This is a genomic window from Collimonas sp. (assembly GCF_039923675.1).
Lineage (GTDB): Bacteria > Pseudomonadota > Gammaproteobacteria > Burkholderiales > Burkholderiaceae_D > Collimonas.
Genome location: NZ_JBDTCG010000034.1, coordinates 1 through 16991 on the forward strand (window position 1 = coordinate 1; position 16991 = coordinate 16991).

The window sequence follows — 16991 nt, forward strand, 5'->3', positions numbered from 1 at the left end:
CGACTTCGACTTCCACCGGTTTGAGCACGGTCAACAGCAATGTGACTTCGCTGTCGACTTCGACTTCAACTGGTTTGAGCACGGTCAACAGCAACGTGACTTCGTTGTCCACCTCGGCTTCGACTGGCTTGAGCACAGCTAACAGTAGCGTCACATCGCTGTCGACCTCGACGTCGACCGGGTTGAGCACGGCCAACAGCAACGTGACTTCGTTGTCGACTTCGACTTCAACCGGCCTGAGTACAGCCAATAGCAGCGTCACGTCGTTGTCGACTTCCACCTCTACCGGTCTGAGCACGGCCAACAGCAGCGTCACGTCGTTGTCGACTTCCACCTCGACCGGCCTGAGCACAGCCAACAGCAGCGTTACCTCGTTGTCTACTTCGACTTCAACCGGACTGAGTTCAGCCAATAGCAGCGTCACATCGTTGTCTACCTCGATTTCAACCGGCCTGAGCACGGCCAACAGCAGCGTCACGTCGCTGTCGACTTCTACCTCGACCGGCCTGAGCACCGCCAACAGCAGCGTTACCTCGTTGTCGACTTCCACCTCGACCGGCCTGAGCACCGCCAATAGCAGCGTCACGTCGCTGTCGACTTCGACCGCCACCGGTCTGAGCACTGCCAACAGCAGTGTCGCATCGCTGTCGACTTCGACTTCTACCGGTCTGAGCACTACCAGCAGCAGTGTCACATCGCTGTCTACCTCGACTTCCGCCGGCCTGAGCACTGCCAACAGCAGCGTGACTTCGCTGTCGACTTCGACGTCCACCGGTCTGAGCACTGCCAACAGCAGCGTGACTTCGCTGTCGACTTCGACTTCAACCGGTCTGAGCACTGCCAACAGCAGTGTCACATCACTGTCGACTTCGACGTCCACCGGTCTGAGCACTGCCAACAGCAGTGTCACGTCACTGTCGACTTCGACTTCGACCGGCCTGAGCACTGCCAACAGCAGCGTGACATCGTTATCGACCTCGACGTCCACCGGTCTGAGCACGGCTAACAGTAGCGTCACTTCGCTGTCGACCTCGACTTCGACCGGGTTGAGCACTGCCAACAGCAACGTGACTTCGTTGTCTACTTCGACTTCAACCGGCCTGAGTTCAGCCAATAGCAGCGTCACATCGCTGTCGACCTCGACTTCGACCGGTCTGAGCACAGCCAACAGCAGCGTCACGTCGTTGTCGACTTCCACCTCGACCGGCCTGAGCACGGCCAACAGCAGCGTGACATCGTTATCGACCTCGACGTCCACCGGTCTGAGTACCGTCAACAGCAATGTAGACTCTCTGTCGACTTCGACTTCAACCGGCCTGAGTTCAGCCAATAGCAGCGTCACATCGCTGTCGACCTCGACCTCTACCGGCTTGAGCACCGCCAATAGCAGCGTTACCTCGTTGTCGACTTCCGCCTCGACCGGCCTGAGTACCGCCAATAGCAGCGTCACGTCGCTGTCGACTTCTACCTCGACCGGCCTGAGCACCGCCAATAGCAGCGTCACGTCGTTGTCGACTTCGACTTCAACCGGTTTGAGTACAGCCAATAGCAATGTCACATCGTTGTCGACTTCGACTTCAACCGGTTTGAGTACAGCCAACAGTAGCGTCACGTCGCTGTCGACTTCCACCTCGACCGGGCTAAGCACTGTCAACAGTAATGTGGACTCGCTGTCTACTTCGACTTCCACCGGTCTGAGCACAGTCAATAGCAACGTGACATCGCTGTCGACCTCGACTTCGACCGGTCTGAGCACGGCCAACAGCAACGTGACTTCGCTGTCGACTTCGACTTCCACCGGTCTGAGCACAGCCAACAGCAGTGTCACATCGCTGTCGACTTCGACTTCGACCGGCCTGAGCACCGTCAACAGCAATGTGACTTCGTTATCGACGTCTACATCGACCGGCTTGAGCACCGTCAACAGCAACGTCACGTCGTTGTCGACTTCGGTCTCCAACCTGAAAGCATCCGGCGTCGAAAACTACTTCAAGGCCGACGGTTTGCAGAACGGCTTGGATAATGCATCTGTCAGTTCCGGTTCGAATTCAGTGGCAATTGGCGCAAATTCACTCAATCAATCAGTGGCTGGTATTGATCGCCCCAACGTCGTATCGGTAGGATCGCCGACCGTGCAGCGCCAGATCATCAATGTGGCGGCGGGTGTCGAGAACAACGATGCGATCAACGTCAGTCAGCTGACCTCATTGTCGACCGCAACTTCTAGCGGAATAAACTCGTTGTCGACTGGCTTGAGTAGCACCAACAGCAACGTCAGTTCGCTGTCGACTTCGACTTCGACCGCCTTGTCGAGCAACACCAGCAGCATCAGTTCGCTGTCGACTGGCCTCTCGACTGGCAGCTCCAACATCAGCTCGCTGTCGACCGGCCTGTCCAGCACCAACAGTAATGTGACATCGCTGTCGAGCTCGACATCGACCGGCATCGCCTCCTTGTCGACCGGCATCTCATCCTTGTCGACAGGCCTGAGCCAGGTAAGCTCGCTCTCAAGCGGCTTGAGCAACATCACCAACGGCGCCAATTCGTTGTCGACCACCCTGACATCGCTGGTGGATGCCGAGAAGAACGCGATTGCCACCGGCGCCACGTTAGGTGGCACCACGATCGGCGGCGCTAACGGCAATGGCACGGTACAGACCCGCGGCACCAGCGGCACCATCATCAACAGCGTGACGGCGGCCACCTGCACCAGCGTCAACGGCGTCGATGCCACCGGTTCCGGCCTGTGTGCGCAAGCGACCAAGGATGGCGCCACTGCGATCGGTTCGAACGCCCAGGCTACCGATACCAACACGACGGCAGTCGGCTTCCGCGCCTTGGCGTCGCAGGCTGGTTCGGTGGCCATCGGTTACAACGCCCAGGCTACCGGCGATCCTACTGTGGCGATTGGTAACAGCGCCCTGGCATCGGGGAATAACTCGGTGGCAGAGGGCGCCGGCGCGCAAGCATTGGCGAACAACTCGGTAGCGCTGGGCGCTTACTCGGTGGCTAACCAGGCGAACACGGTATCGGTCGGCTCTGCCGGCAATGAGCGCCGGATTACCAATGTCGCGCCTGGCATCAACCTGACCGATGGTGTGAATGTCTCGCAATTGACCAATCTGCAAAACCAGATCGGCGACGTCAAACGCATTGCCTACTCAGGTATCGCGATGAGCATGGCGGCCACCGGCGCGGTAATGCCGACACTGTATGGCGGTGAAAAGGGAGTTGGCATTGGCGTCGGCGCCTTTCAGGGATATGGCGCGCTGGCCTTGCAGTTCAAGGCGGTCAGTAAAACCGGCAACAGTACCTGGGGCGTCGGTCTCACCTCTACCGGCAGGGATGCCGGCGTCAATGTCGGGTTCGGCTATCGCTGGCAGTAAAGTTTTGCCGGCAAAACGCATGTGATCCATGCAGATGAAAAAAAGCCCGCGTTGCATCAGCAGCGCGGGCTTTTTTCATGTCTTGATCACCAGGCGGGAATCACCGAGCTCTTGAACTGCGTCACAACATATTGTTTCACTTCAGGGCTGTGATAAGCCTTCACCAGCTTGGTCACCCAAGGCTTGTCCTTGTCCGCAATGCGCACGGCAATCACGTTGGCATAGGGGCCTTTTGCTGCTTCGATGGCGATGCCATCCTTGGTAGGATCCAGACCGGCTGATTCTGCGTAGTTGCCATTGATGGCCGCTGCGTCCAGGTCATCCAGCGAGCGTGGCAGTTGTGCCGCGTCGATCTCGACGATCTTCAGTTTCTTCGGATTGTCGACGATATCCAATGGCGTCGCCTTCAGTCCCGCGTCCGCTTTCAACTTCAGCAAACCTTGCGCCTGCAGCAGCAACAGGGCGCGGCCGCCGTTGGTCGGATCGTTAGGGATGCCGATACGCGCGCCGTTTTTCAAATCATTGAGCGATTTGATTTTCTTCGAGTACACGCCCATCGGGAAAGTGATGGTGTAGCCGACATTGACCAGCTTGTAGCCGCGGTCCTTGATCTGGGCATCCAGATAGGGCAGGTGCTGATAGCTGTTGGCATCCAGGTCGCCGGCAGCCAATGCCGCGTTGGGCTGCACATAGTCGCTGAATTCAACGATCTGGATATTCAGGCCATCCTTGGCCGCCACTTTCTTGACGACTTCCATGATTTGCGCATGCGGGCCGCCGGTAACACCGATCTTGACCGGCTTGTCCTGTGCCGAAGCGGCAAGGGGAACTGCGCCCAGGCTTGCGGCCATACCCAGCCCCGCAAAGAACTGCACTAACTGACGACGATTCATTTTCTTCCTTTCAAAAAACATGACGAATCCTGTGTGGAAAAACACGCCAGGATTTCTAAAATCAGCGATGGCTGAGGCGGCGCACCAGGATGTCGCCCAGCGTTTGCACCAGTTGTACAAAGACGATCAGTATGACTACCACCAGCAACATCACTTCCGGCAAGAAGCGTTGGTAACCGTAACGTATACCCAGATCGCCCAGGCCGCCGCCGCCGATTGCGCCCGCCATCGCCGAGTAGCCGACCAGGCTGACGAAAGTAATCGTCAGACCGGCGACGATGCCGGCGAAAGCTTCAGGCACCAATACCTTATAGACGATTTGCCAGGTCGTCGCTCCCATCGCCTGCGCAGCTTCAATCAAGCCACGGTCAACTTCACGCAAAGCGGTTTCCACCAGCCGCGCGATGAAAGGGGCGGAGGCAATCGTCAAAGGCACAATCGCCGCTGCGGTGCCAATCGAAGTGCCAACGAAAAACCGTGTAAACGGAATCACTGCCACCAGCAAGATAATGAACGGCGTCGAACGCACGGCATTCACGATCAGCCCGGCGATGCGGTTGAAAATCGGATGCGGCAACACCCCTTCGCGGCCGGTCAAGTGCAAGGCTATCCCCAACGGTACGCCAAGCAAGGCGCCGAGGATGCCGGAGATGCCGACCATCATCAGGGTTTCCCCGAATGAAGATAAAAACAGATCAAGCATTTCAGATGACATGGTTCAACTCCTCGACCGTGACGCCCTGGGCCGTCAGATAAGCCATGGCGGCTTGAATGTTTTCACTGGTGCCGTTGGCCAGGATCGCCAGCGAGCCGAATGCCTGCCCTTGTATCTCGTCAATCTGGCCATGCAGGATATTGAAATCCAGGTCGAACTTGCGCACCGCTTCCGACAGTAACGGCTGGTCGACGCCGGAGCCGGTAAACGCAAAGCGGAACAGATGATCGGTGCCACTGCCGGCATCGCTTTGCGCCAGCCGCGCACGCAACCGCTGCAACACGCCTTGCGGCAGTTCTTGCGCAATGACATCGCCGATCAGGGCCCGTGTCACTTCATGTTTAGGCGAGCGGAACAGCTCCAGCACTTCACCGGTTTCAATCACTTCGCCGCTTTCCATCACCGCCATGCGGTCGCAGATCATCTTGATGACTTCCATCTGATGCGTGATCAAGACGATGGTCAGGCCCAGCTCGCGATTGATTTTGCGCAGCAGTTCCAGGATGGAGCGGGTGGTTTCCGGATCGAGCGCGGAGGTGGCTTCGTCGGAGAGCAAAACTTTTGGCTCATTGGCTAGCGCCCGGGCAATGCCGACGCGCTGCTTCTGGCCGCCGCTGATCTGCGCCGGATAGCTATCCTTGAGCGCGGTCAGGCCGACCAGTTCCAGCAGCGGCGTGACCTTCTTCGCAATGTCGGTCTTGGACAAACCGGCCAGCTCTAGCGGCAGCGCGATATTGTCGTAAACGGTACGCGACGACAGCAGGTTGAAATGCTGGAAAATCATGCCGATTTCGCGCCGCGCGCTACGTAACTGCTCGGCATTGAGCGCAGTCAGGTCCTTGCCGTCGACGATGATGTTGCCGGAAGTAGGGCGGTTCAGCAAATTAAGGCAACGTACAAGCGTGCTTTTGCCGGCGCCGCTGCGGCCGATGATGCCGAAGATTTCGCCTTTACGGATCGACAGGTTAACGTCGCGCACCGCATCGACCAGCCCGCGCGCGCCATGGAAGCGCTGGGTGACTGCTTTGATTTCTATCATTTCAGAATGAAAAAAGGCAGCTGATTGCATAAACATCAACAATCTCGCCGCCATTATGTTTTTTAGTAGGTGCTTATTTTATAAGCGTTTGTTACACATGGGAAGGAACATTTAGGCATGGCGTTATAACTGCCAAGTATATGCTGCTGTCGTTAAATGGGGGCCTCCTCAATTGGCGGCGCCAATAGAAAAAGCCCGCGAAGGTTACCCATCGCAGGCTTTATCAAAGCGTGACAACCGATGTTTCGCAAAGGCCGGAAATTCCGGCCGCGCAAATTACATCATGCCGTCCATACCGCCCATGCCACCCATACCGCCCATGCCACCTGGCATGCCGCCACCAGATTTATCTTCTGGCAGTTCAGCGACCATGCAATCGGTCGTCAGGATCAGGCTGGAAACCGAAGCTGCATTTTGCAATGCCATACGGGTAACCTTGGCTGGATCCAGAACGCCCAGTTCAACCAGGTCGCCGTAGGTGCCGTCGGCAGCGTTGTAACCGTAGTTACCCTTGCCAGCCAGGACTGCATTGATCACCACCGATGGCTCGCCGCCGGCGTTGAATACGATTTGACGCAATGGCTCTTCGATCGCGCGCAGCACGATCTTGATGCCGGCTTCCTGATCGGCGTTGTCGCCTTTCAGGTCCTTGACCGCAGCACGTGCGCGCAGGTATGCAACGCCGCCGCCTGGCACAACGCCTTCTTCCACTGCTGCACGGGTAGCGTGCAGAGCATCTTCAACGCGTGCTTTCTTTTCTTTCATTTCAACTTCGGTAGCAGCACCGACTTTGATTAGGGCAACGCCGCCGGCCAGCTTGGCAACGCGTTCTTGCAGTTTTTCACGGTCGTAATCCGAAGAGGCTTCTTCGATTTGCGCACGGATTTGCTTGACGCGCGCTTCGATAGTGATGGCTTCGCCAGCACCGTCGATGATCGTGGTGTTTTCCTTGCTGATTTCGATACGCTTGGCTTGGCCCAGTTCAGCCAAAGTGGCTTTTTCCAGTGTCAGGCCGACTTCTTCAGCGATCACTTGACCACCGGTCAGGATAGCGATGTCTTCCAGCATGGCTTTACGACGGTCGCCGAAACCAGGAGCCTTGACAGCTGCAGTTTTCAGGATGCCGCGGATGTTGTTGACCACCAGGGTAGCCAGTGCTTCGCCTTCGACATCTTCTGCGATGATCAGCAGTGGACGGCCCGACTTGGCGACTTGTTCCAGGATCGGCAGCAGGTCACGGATGTTCGATACTTTTTTGTCGAACAGCAGGACGTACGGATTTTCCAGGGCAACAACTTGCTTCTCTTGGTTGTTGATGAAGTATGGCGACAGGTAGCCGCGGTCGAATTGCATGCCTTCGACGATGTCCAGTTCGTTTTCCAACGACTTGCCATCTTCAACAGTGATCACGCCTTCTTTGCCGACTTTATCCATTGCCTTGGCAATGATGTCGCCGATATCGGAATCGGAGTTGGCCGAAATCGAACCGACTTGAGCGATTTCCTTGCTGGTGGTAGTTGGCTTCGACAGTGTCTTGATTTCAGCAACAATGGCGGAAACGGCTTTGTCGATACCGCGCTTCAGGTCTGTCGGGTTGAAACCGGCTGCAACGTACTTGAAGCCTTCGCGAACGATAGCTTGTGCCAGCACGGTTGCGGTAGTGGTACCGTCACCAGCGTTGTCGGAAGTCTTGGAAGCGACTTCTTTCACCAGCTGCGCGCCCATGTTTTCCAGCTTGTCTTTCAGTTCGATTTCTTTGGCGACCGAAACACCGTCCTTGGTCACGGTAGGCGCGCCGAAGCTGCGTTCCAGAACCACGTTACGGCCCTTAGGACCCAGAGTTACCTTGACTGCGTTAGCCAGGATGTTGACGCCGTTGACGATCTTGGCACGTGCCTCATCGCCGAAAATTACTTGCTTTGCTGCCATGTTTGATTCTCCTGAATATAGGGGTGAATTCGTTTGTGTAGTGCCCGGATCCGATTAAAAGCGCGGGGCGCTGATCGGTCCGGCAATTCCGATCGGATCGGAATTACTTGCCTTCAACTACGGCAAACAAGTCTTCTTCGCGCATTACCAGCAGTTCTTGACCGTCGATCTTGACGGCTTGACCGGAGTATTTGCCGAACAGAACGCGATCGCCGACCTTGACTGCCAGCGGACGGACCTTGCCGTCGTCCAGAATCTTGCCGTTACCGACGGCCAGCACTTCACCTTGATCCGGCTTTTCAGCAGCCGCTTCAGGCAACACGATACCGGATGCGGTTTTGGTTTCCTGGTCGAGACGCTTGACGATAACGCGATCGTGCAAAGGACGAAGATTCATATGTGACTCCTTAAGATTCAACAGGTTATTTGTATTTGCAGCAACATCGCAGCAAAGTGGAACACCACCGTTCTGCTTTGCTATATAGATGCGCCGCACAGTGACTGGGTAGTTCGGGGAGATTGTTAGCACTCTCTCCTAACGAGTGCTAAGTATAGGGATGCTCTGTTGATTTTTCAAGCCCGCATTCTTGTCGGGGATGAAAAGTAGTTGAAATCGCGGGCAGTTTTGCGGTTGGGAGGAGGCAAAAGCTTGCTTGACGATGTTATTGTCATAATTGTTTTTAAATGGCAATAAGTAAACTTTCAGATCGCAGCCCATTGTCTGACGCTACGCTATTTCCAATTGCCGGGTTGCTGGAATTGGCGCTGCGCGCCATCGCTGTCCTGCTCAGCCATCTAAGCGGCTGGCTAGTCTGTTCGATCACATCTTGCATCTGTATCAGTCTGTGACGGCGGGATTCCCTGTTCGACTTGTGCTTTCACTAATGGCATTTCACTGCGCGATAGAGGCCGGACTTCGACCCGCGTAGTACCTTTGCCGGCGAAGCCGAGCTGTTTGGCGGCGCTGTATGAGACATCCAGTATGCGTTTGCTGTGGAACGGTCCGCGGTCGTTTACCTTGAGTATCGCCATCTTGCCGTTGCTGAGGTTGCGCACCAATACCCAGCTGTGCAGCGGCAGGCTTGGATGCGCTGCCGTCATCGCGTGCATGTCGAAACGCTCGCCGCTGGCCGAACGGCGGCCGTGCAGTTTTTTTCCGTACCAGGAGGCCATGCCGCGCTGGACAATTTTTTTCGGACTGTCGCCATCGGTAACCGAATTTATGCCGGATGGCGGCGGGCATTCGGACGGCTGGGGCGAAGCGGTGCTTTCGTCCGGTGTCGCGGACAATAGCAGACTGTTGTCCATGCTTGCCGCCGCTGGCGCCGCGGTCTTGCCAGATACGGCATCCACATCGGCAAGCATTGTCGCTTGCGCTGTCGACAGCAGTAGCAGACAAGCACAAGTTCCCGCAAATGCGAGGGGACGGAATGTGTGCTGCGGATGTCGAGGCGTCATTTTCGCAGTGGTGAAATTATCATCTTGCGGAGTCTACATTTCAATTATCGGCATTCGCTATCTTTGTTGCAAATATAAACATGTGTCCGCCTGATGTGAGCGTTTCGGCATCAGACGTATCAGTCATTAGATATTGTGTTTTTGTTTGTATTTCGCTGCTGCGCCATCGACAAAACAGCTTCGAAGCAAGCTATTATTGCTGCGGAGGAATTCTGGCTGGGCATATGCAGGCAGATACAAGATGCATTTTTGATATTTTCCACGGTATTCCACGGAATATCTGCCTGATAGCAGTCCATCCCATGTTTTAGTCAGTTTATCCCCACAAATCTGCAGATCGTCGCAATCCCATACTCAGTAGCAATTTTCCTCTTTACAGTGGCGACGCAGCCTGTACATTGGAGGGCTGCACAGAGTAATCAAAAAATCACGCAATACCTTGTCAGGCAGCACAAAGCAGTACATAAAACGACTAAAAATCCCGCATTTGGGAGCCCCGCAAAAAAACAGAGTAAGGGAAAAAGGATGCGTTTACTAAAGATGCTCGGCAGCGTACCCCTGCTGTCCGTGATCGCCGGTTGTGTGGTTGGGCCGACCTATCAGGCACCCTCGCCAACGACTTCATCGCAAGCTGTATTGCCGCAATTTCAAAGCGCTTTGCCTATCCAGGCAGGAGCAGGCGGCGCTGCGACTGATCTGACGCGCTGGTGGTCGCAGTTCGACGATCCGCTGGTGGCTGAACTGGTCGCTGCGGCAGAGGCCAGCAATCCAAGCGTGGCGCAGGCACTGGCGCGCATTACACAGGCGCGCGCGACGGCGGTCTCCACCGGCAGCGCGCTGTATCCGTCGGTAGCCGCCGACGCCAGCAGCACGCGCAGCAAATCGCTTACCGGCCTTAGTGGAGCCTTGGGCAATGTCGCAGCAGTCTCTACCAGCAGTAGCGCCACCTTCGACGCCAGTTGGGAGCTTGATCTGTTTGGCGGCAAGCGCAAGGCGGCTGATGCCGCCAATGCACGCGTCTTCGCCCGCAACGCCGACTGGTACGGCGCCAGGGTGTCGCTGGCTGCCGAAGTCGGCAGCACGCTGGTGAATTACCGGGCTTGCGTCGCAACCACGGCGATGCTGGCGCAAGACTTGACATCGCGCGAACAGACCTCGCAACTTACCGGGCTCAAGGTCAAGGCCGGCTTCACTGCCCCAGCCGACGGCGCCCTGATCAATGCATCGACCGCCGATGCGCGGCAAAAGCTGACCCTCCAGCGCGCCGATTGTGACCTGGATATCAAGGCGCTGGTAGCGCTGACCGACATCCCCGAACCAGCCTTGCGCAGCAAACTGGCGCTCAATCAGCGCTTGCCGCAGCCGCGCGGCTTTGTGGTCGAGAGCGTGCCGGCGCAAGCCTTGTCGCAGCGTCCCGATATTGCCGTCGCCGAGCGCGAACTGGCCGCCGCCAGTGCTGAAATCAACGTCGCCGAGGCCGACCGCTACCCCAGTATTTCACTGCTGGGCAGCATCGGCATAGCCGGTTTCCGTTTCGACGGCGGCAGCTCCCGCTCCGATACCTGGTCGTTCGGGCCTTCGCTCAAATTGCCGATATTCGACGCCGGCCGGCGCAAGGCCCAGGTCAACCTGGCGCGCGGCCGCTATGACGAGGCGTACGCCGGCTATCAGCAGCAAGTACGGACCGCGGCGCGTGAAATCGAAGAAGCCCTGGTGCGTCTGGATGCCGCGGCGCGGCGCGAAGACGACGCGGCGCTGGCTGCGCGCGAATATGAAAGTTATTACCGTGCCAACGACGACAAGTTCAAGGCCGGCAGCGGCAGCTTGTTTGAATTGGAAGACGCGCGGCGTACTTTCCTGGCTGCGCAGCAGACGGTGATCAGCGTACAGCATGACCATGTGACCGCCTGGATCGCGCTCTACAAGGCCCTGGGCGGCGGCTGGCGCAATGATGGCGGGCAAGCCGCGCAGCAAGCGGCAGTACAGTCCAATCCGGCCACGCCAGCCAAGCCGCTGCCAAGCGCGCCAAACTCCGATCGTTCTTGAACATATAAGTGAAGACAGTCATGAAAAAGCCATCTTTCAAACTAGTAGCCATCGTGGCAGCGCTGATCGTTGTGGTTGGCGGCGGTGCAGTCTGGGCCACCAGCGGTAACAGCAAAAAACCTGTGGACAAGGAAGCCGGCAAGCCAAAAGCCTCCCTCACCGTGACTACTACCAAGGCGCAAAGTGCCGACTGGCCGCTGACCTTGTCTGCCAACGGCAGCATCGCCGCCTGGCAAGAGGCGGTGGTGGGTAGCGAGCTGGGTGGTTTGCAGCTGGCGGAAGTCAGGGTCAATGTCGGCGATATCGTCAAACGCGGCCAGGTGCTGGCGCGCTTCACCAATGACAGCGTGGAAGCGCAGGTGGCGCAGCAAAAGGCTGAAGTGGAACAAGCGCGCGCAGCCTTGTCCGAGGCCGACGCCAACGCCGAACGGGCGCGCACGCTGGCCAATAGCGGTGCCTTGAGCGGACAGCAAACCACGCAATATGAAGTGGCTGAACGCAGCGCCAAGGCGCGCGTGATGTCGGCCCAGGCTGCTTTAGAGATGCAGCAGATCAGGCTGCGCCAGACGCAGGTGCTGGCGCCCGACGACGGCGTGATTTCTTCGCGCACGGCGACCGTCGGTTCGGTGGCGTCGCAGGGGCAGGAACTGTTCAGGCTGATCCGCCAGAACCGTCTTGAATGGCGGGCCGAAGTGAACGCCACCGATCTGTTGCAGATCAAGGTCGGCCAGGCGGTCAAGCTGAAAGTTACCAACGGCGTGGTAGTAGACGGCAAGGTGCGCATGGTGGCGCCGACTGTCGATCCGCTGACCCGCAACGGCCTGGTGTATGTCGATCTGCCGGCGCCGGGCAGCGCCCATGCCGGCATGTTCGGCACCGGCCTGTTCGCGCTGGGCCGCGCGGCAGCGTTGACCTTGCCGCAAACCGCGGTGGTGATGCGCGACGGTTATAGCTATGTCTATCAATTGGGCAAGGACAACAAGGTGATCCAGACCAAAGTGTCGCTGGGACGCCGCATCGGTGAGCGGATCGAGGTGGCAAGCGGGCCCGATGGCATCAGGCCAGAGATGGTCCTGGTGGAAAAAGGCGCTGGATTCCTGGCCGATGGCGACACGGTGCTGGTAGCGCCGGAAGCCCGGCCGGCCGCCAACCCGACGCCGCTGGCGATGAAGTAAGCGAGGAGACGCCATGAATTTTTCCTCTCTCTCGATCAAACATCCGGTTCCCGCCATCCTGCTGTTCATCATGCTCACCGTCATGGGACTGATGAGCTTCAAGGACATGCTGGTGCAGGATTCGCCCGACATCGATTTTCCGTTCATTTCCATCTCCACCAGCTTGCCGGGCGCTTCGCCTTCGCAGCTGGAGACCGAGGTGGCGCGCAAGATTGAAAACTCGGTCGCGACCGTCACCGATGTCCGCCATATCTACACCATGATCAATGATGGAGTAGTGAACACCACTGTCGAATTCCGTCTGGAGAAGGATATTTCGGAAGCGATGGACGATGTGCACGATGCCGTCAATCGCATCCGCAGCGACTTGCCGACCGATGTCCGCGATCCGGTCTACGGCAAGGCCAGCACGTCCGGCCAGCCGATCATCACCTATACAGTCAAATCCGACCAGCTGGATGAAGAAGCCTTGTCCTGGTTTGTCGACAACGACGTTTCCAAAGCGTTGCTGTCGGTGGCCGGCGTCGGCAAGATCGCCAGGGTCGGCGGGGTTAACCGTGAGGTGCTGGTTGAACTGGATCCGGAACGGATGGCGGCCTTGAACGTATCGGCGGCGCAAATTTCGCGCCAGCTGCAACGCGTGCAACAGGAAGCGCCGGGCGGCAAAGCCGACATCAGCGGCGCCCGGCAATCGGTGCGCACCATCGGTACGGTCGGCAACGTGGCGGAAATCGCCGCCTTGCAAATGGCTTTGCCAGATGGTCATATCATCCGCCTGGACCAGGTCGCCAAGGTCACCGACGGCATCGGCGAACGCACTGCGATCACGCTGTTCGACGGCAAGCCCGTGGTTGGTTTTGAGATTACCCGCAGCAAGGGCGCCAGCGAAATCACGGTGTCCAATGCGGTAAAGAAAGCAGTCGCCGAACTGGGCAAAAAAGCCAGCCACGTCAAGATCGAAGAGGCGTTCAACAACGTTGACGCCGTCAAGGAAAACTACGAAGGCTCGATGTCGCTGCTGTATGAGGGCGCAATCCTGGCAGTGTTGGTGGTCTGGTTCTTCTTGCGCGACTGGCGGGCGACGCTGGTGGCGGCGGCGGCGCTGCCGCTATCCATCATCCCGACTTTCATGGTGATGAAATTCCTTGGTTTTTCCCTCAACGGTGTGACCTTGTTATCGTTGGCGCTGGTGATCGGCATCCTGGTGGACGATGCGATCGTCGAGATCGAAAACATTGTGCGCCATCTGCGCATGGGCAAGACGCCGTATCAGGCGGCGATGGAAGCCGCCGATGAAATCGGCCTGGCGGTGGTGGCCACGACGTTTACGCTAGTGGCGGTATTCCTGCCGACGGCGTTCATGAGCGGCATCGTCGGTAAATACTTCAAGCAATTCGGCTGGACCGCGGCGATTGCGGTGACCACGTCGCTGGTGGTGGCGCGGCTGTTGACGCCGATGATGGCGGCTTATCTGTTGAAGCCGCTGGTGCTTGAAAAGAAGGAAAGCCGCATGATGGGCAAGTATCTGGCGATCGTCTCCTGGTGTATGCATCACCGGGTCAAGACCATGGTCATGGCGGGCGTGTTCTTCATCGCCTCGCTGGCCATGATTCCTTTCCTGCCGACCGGCTTCATCCCGCCTAGCGACCGTGGGCAGACCCAGGTTACGTTGGAACTGCCGCCCGGCAGCATCCTGGAAGAAACCCGCGCCAGTTCGGAGCAGGCGCGCCGCTTGCTGATGACCAACAAGAACGTCGACCAGGTGTATAGCGCGATCGGCGGCGACGAGGCACGCCGCTCGACCTTGACCGTACTGCTCAAGGATCCGCCGGAGCGCAAGGAGAAGCAGACAGCTGTGGAGTCCGAATTGCGCAAGCTCCTCACGCAATTGCCCGGCTTGCGGTTTACCGTCGGTGGCGGCGGCAATGGCGAAGAGTTGCAACTGCTGTTGTCAGGCGATGATCCGCAAGCGCTGAGCACGGTGACGCGCGCCATCGAGCGCGAAATCCGCGCGATTCCCGATCTCGGCAACATCACTTCCAGCATCAGCCTGGTGCGGCCGGAAATCATCGTCACGCCGAATTTTGCCAAAGCCGCCGATCTTGGCGTCACTGCTTCGGCGATTGGCGAAACCTTGCGCATCGCCACGTCCGGCGACTACGACCAGTCGGTCGCCAAGCTGAATTTGCCGGAACGGCAGATTCCGATCCGGGTGCGTTTGCCGGAAGCGGCGCGGCAAGACTTGAGCGTGCTGGAGCGTCTGTCGGTGCAAGGCAAGAATGGCAATGTGCCGTTGAGCTCGGTCGCCGATATCCGCTTCGACAGCGGTCCGGCGCGGATTGACCGCATCGACCGCAATCGCCGCGTCATCATCCACGTCGAGCTGAACGGCCATGAAATCGGCGAGGTGATGTCGAAGATCAATGAACTGCCTAACCTGAAAAACCTGCCGCCGAATGTCAAGCGCGGCGAGCTGGGTGATGCAGAAATCATGAAGGAACTGTTCTCCGGCTTCGCGCTGGCGATGCTGACCGGCGTGCTGTGCGTCTATATGGTGCTGGTGCTGTTGTTCAAGGGTTTCCTGCAACCGGTGACGATCCTGGCGGCCTTGCCGTTGTCTATCGGTGGCGCGTTTGCGGCATTGCTGATCACCCGCAACTCGTTTTCGATGCCGTCGCTGATCGGTTTGCTGATGCTGATGGGGATCGCCGTCAAGAACTCGATCCTGCTGGTGGAATACGCCATCGTGGCCAGGCGTGATCACGGCATGAGCCGTTTCGATGCTTTGATGGATGCCTGCCACAAACGCGCCCAGCCGATCATCATGACCACCATCGCCATGGGCGCCGGCATGCTGCCGATCGCGCTCGGGCTGGGAGCCGATTCCAGCTTCCGCGGACCGATGGCGATCGCCGTGATCGGCGGCCTGGTGACCTCGACCTTCCTGAGTTTGCTGGTGATTCCCGTGGTATTCACCTATGTCGATGACCTGCTGGTATGGACCAGCAGCAAGTTCCGCCGCAAGCCGGGCGAGAGCGTGGCGCATATGGTGGCTAGCAAGTTACATATCACCGAAACCTGAGCGGTAAAACGAAAAAAGCGCCTTCAGTTCACGAAGGCGCTTTTTTTTAAACAGAGTTTTGGCGATCAGTTGCCGAAAACTATGCCGACACCGGCACGAACAATGGTGCTGCCGTTACCGGCGCTGGAAACGCCGGCATTCAGGTTCATATTGCCACGCTGGTTCCAGCGCGACACCGTCACACCCAAAGCCGTGCTGCCGCGATAAGCCGCGATGCCGGCGTTCAGGGAAGTTTTTCCCGGAATATACGGCGTCACGTTATTCAAGGCCGCGGCGGCGGCGATGCCTTGCTGCGCATGGCGGTCGACATCATTGATCGCATTGCTAATCTGGCCGAAACGCTGATCGGTGTAGTCATTCGCGCTTTGCAGGGTTTGCGCTGCGCTGTTGTTGATCGCATTGTTCATTTGACCAACGTTGGCCGCATCGTGCAGATTGACGCCATCCGCCACATTCACGATGGCGCGTTCGTTGCCTGCCGATCCGACCGATACCGAATTGGCTTGGTCGGCCACCGAGTTGGCGCCGATCGCCACGGCGTTGTGGGCGGTTGCCTGCGCATTTTCACCGATGCCGACGCTGGCCGAACCCGGCGTCACTACTGCCGCGATATCCTTGTCGCCAGCCGAAACGAAGTGCGGATCGGGAGCCACTGCGCCATTGCTGCCGCCCGTCAATTCAAGGTTGGTCACACGGCTGTCGACGTTGGTGATCTGATTCTGCAAGCTGTCGCGCAACGCCGCAATCTGGCCGCCATTCACCGCTTGCCGGCTGCCGGCAGCAATATTGCCGTCGGCAACGTTGTTCAGCACCGTGCCATTGACGCCGGCAAAAGTGACCGAACCTTTGCTGGAGCCGGCGTCATACACCACGGCATCCAACGCATTGCCGCTGCCGTCCACCAGGCCGGCATCCTTCAATTGTCTGACGTTGACCGCATCGGTGTCTTCGGTGCCGGCGGCCAGACCGCTGATCTGACGGCCGCCGACTTCAACCACGTTGCTGCGGGTGGTTGTCGAACCGGCGCCTATGGCCACCGAATTGCTGCCGGCCGCCACGCCGGCGTCGTCGCTGCCGTCGTTCTTGCCGTCGGCCTTGAAGTAGCGGGTAGCGTTAGCCAGGTTGCTGGACACATTGTTCAACTGACCAACGTTGACCGCATCCTTGCTGTCTACGCCATCCGCAACATTCTTGATCTGCGTGCCGGCCGCGCCGCCCAACGTGATCGCACCTTTGGTGGCATCGTCGTACTTCACTGCCAGCGCATC

10 protein-coding genes and 1 pseudogene are annotated in these 16991 nt (G+C 58.1%); 4 read left to right on the forward strand and 7 right to left on the reverse strand.

Translation table 11 applies throughout. The features are described 5' to 3' along the window. On the forward strand, positions 1–3386 hold a 3386-nt coding region (locus tag ABI171_RS07065), incomplete at its 5' end, for a YadA-like family protein (RefSeq protein WP_348091883.1). A gap of 86 nt (positions 3387–3472) precedes the next feature. Here the strand turns inward: ABI171_RS07065 and ABI171_RS07070 are convergent. The 6 genes and pseudogenes from ABI171_RS07070 to ABI171_RS07095 all read right to left on the reverse strand — a co-directional run. Further along, positions 3473–4279, reverse strand: a complete 807-nt coding sequence (locus ABI171_RS07070) for a MetQ/NlpA family ABC transporter substrate-binding protein (RefSeq protein ID WP_348091884.1) — start codon at positions 4277–4279, stop codon at positions 3473–3475. A 61-nt stretch (positions 4280–4340) separates the two neighbouring features. Next, on the reverse strand, positions 4341–4994 hold the full coding sequence (locus tag ABI171_RS07075; protein ID WP_062118852.1) for a methionine ABC transporter permease: 654 nt from the start codon (positions 4992–4994) through the stop codon (positions 4341–4343). After that, a complete protein-coding gene (locus ABI171_RS07080; RefSeq protein ID WP_348091885.1) occupies positions 4984–6033 on the reverse strand; it encodes a methionine ABC transporter ATP-binding protein in 1050 nt (349 codons plus the stop codon). Before ABI171_RS07080 ends, ABI171_RS07075 begins: the two co-directional genes overlap by 11 nt. Before the next feature lie 276 nt (positions 6034–6309). Continuing rightward, complete coding sequence (gene groL, locus ABI171_RS07085) at positions 6310–7962, reverse strand: chaperonin GroEL (RefSeq protein ID WP_348091886.1); 1653 nt, start codon at positions 7960–7962, stop codon at positions 6310–6312. 103 nt (positions 7963–8065) lie between these two features. Continuing rightward, on the reverse strand, positions 8066–8359 hold the full coding sequence (groES, locus tag ABI171_RS07090) for a co-chaperone GroES (protein ID WP_211462861.1): 294 nt from the start codon (positions 8357–8359) through the stop codon (positions 8066–8068). 464 nt (positions 8360–8823) lie between these two features. Then, positions 8824–9144, reverse strand: a pseudogene (locus ABI171_RS07095) (septal ring lytic transglycosylase RlpA family protein); the annotation flags it as partial. An 801-nt stretch (positions 9145–9945) separates the two neighbouring features. Here ABI171_RS07095 and ABI171_RS07100 point away from each other — a divergent pair. From ABI171_RS07100 to ABI171_RS07110, 3 genes are read left to right on the forward strand one after another with little or no spacing between them, the layout of a single operon-like run. Beyond that, complete coding sequence (locus ABI171_RS07100) at positions 9946–11466, forward strand: efflux transporter outer membrane subunit (protein ID WP_348091887.1); 1521 nt, start codon at positions 9946–9948, stop codon at positions 11464–11466. 20 nt (positions 11467–11486) lie between these two features. Continuing rightward, a complete protein-coding gene (locus ABI171_RS07105) occupies positions 11487–12641 on the forward strand; it encodes an efflux RND transporter periplasmic adaptor subunit (RefSeq protein WP_348091888.1) in 1155 nt (384 codons plus the stop codon). Between the two features lie 13 nt (positions 12642–12654). After that, complete coding sequence (locus tag ABI171_RS07110) at positions 12655–15723, forward strand: efflux RND transporter permease subunit (RefSeq protein ID WP_348091889.1); 3069 nt, start codon at positions 12655–12657, stop codon at positions 15721–15723. 65 nt (positions 15724–15788) lie between these two features. On the opposite strand, the gene ABI171_RS07115 is transcribed toward ABI171_RS07110, so the two are convergent. Further along, the coding region (locus ABI171_RS07115; protein ID WP_348091890.1) for a YadA-like family protein at positions 15789–16991 on the reverse strand (1203 nt) is incomplete at its 5' end.

Bases quoted from the DNA above. Each gene is read 5' to 3' on its own strand.
- ABI171_RS07100 (WP_348091887.1), top strand. From the start codon at position 9,946: ATGCGTTTACTAAAGATGCTCGGCAGCGTACCCCTGCTGTCCGTGATC.
- ABI171_RS07070 (WP_348091884.1), bottom strand. From the start codon at position 4,279: ATGAATCGTCGTCAGTTAGTGCAGTTCTTTGCGGGGCTGGGTATGGCC.
- ABI171_RS07105 (WP_348091888.1), top strand. From the start codon at position 11,487: ATGAAAAAGCCATCTTTCAAACTAGTAGCCATCGTGGCAGCGCTGATC.
- ABI171_RS07080 (WP_348091885.1), bottom strand. From the start codon at position 6,033: ATGATAGAAATCAAAGCAGTCACCCAGCGCTTCCATGGCGCGCGCGGG.
- ABI171_RS07110 (WP_348091889.1), top strand. From the start codon at position 12,655: ATGAATTTTTCCTCTCTCTCGATCAAACATCCGGTTCCCGCCATCCTG.
- ABI171_RS07075 (WP_062118852.1), bottom strand. From the start codon at position 4,994: ATGTCATCTGAAATGCTTGATCTGTTTTTATCTTCATTCGGGGAAACC.
- groL (WP_348091886.1), bottom strand. From the start codon at position 7,962: ATGGCAGCAAAGCAAGTAATTTTCGGCGATGAGGCACGTGCCAAGATC.
- groES (WP_211462861.1), bottom strand. From the start codon at position 8,359: ATGAATCTTCGTCCTTTGCACGATCGCGTTATCGTCAAGCGTCTCGAC.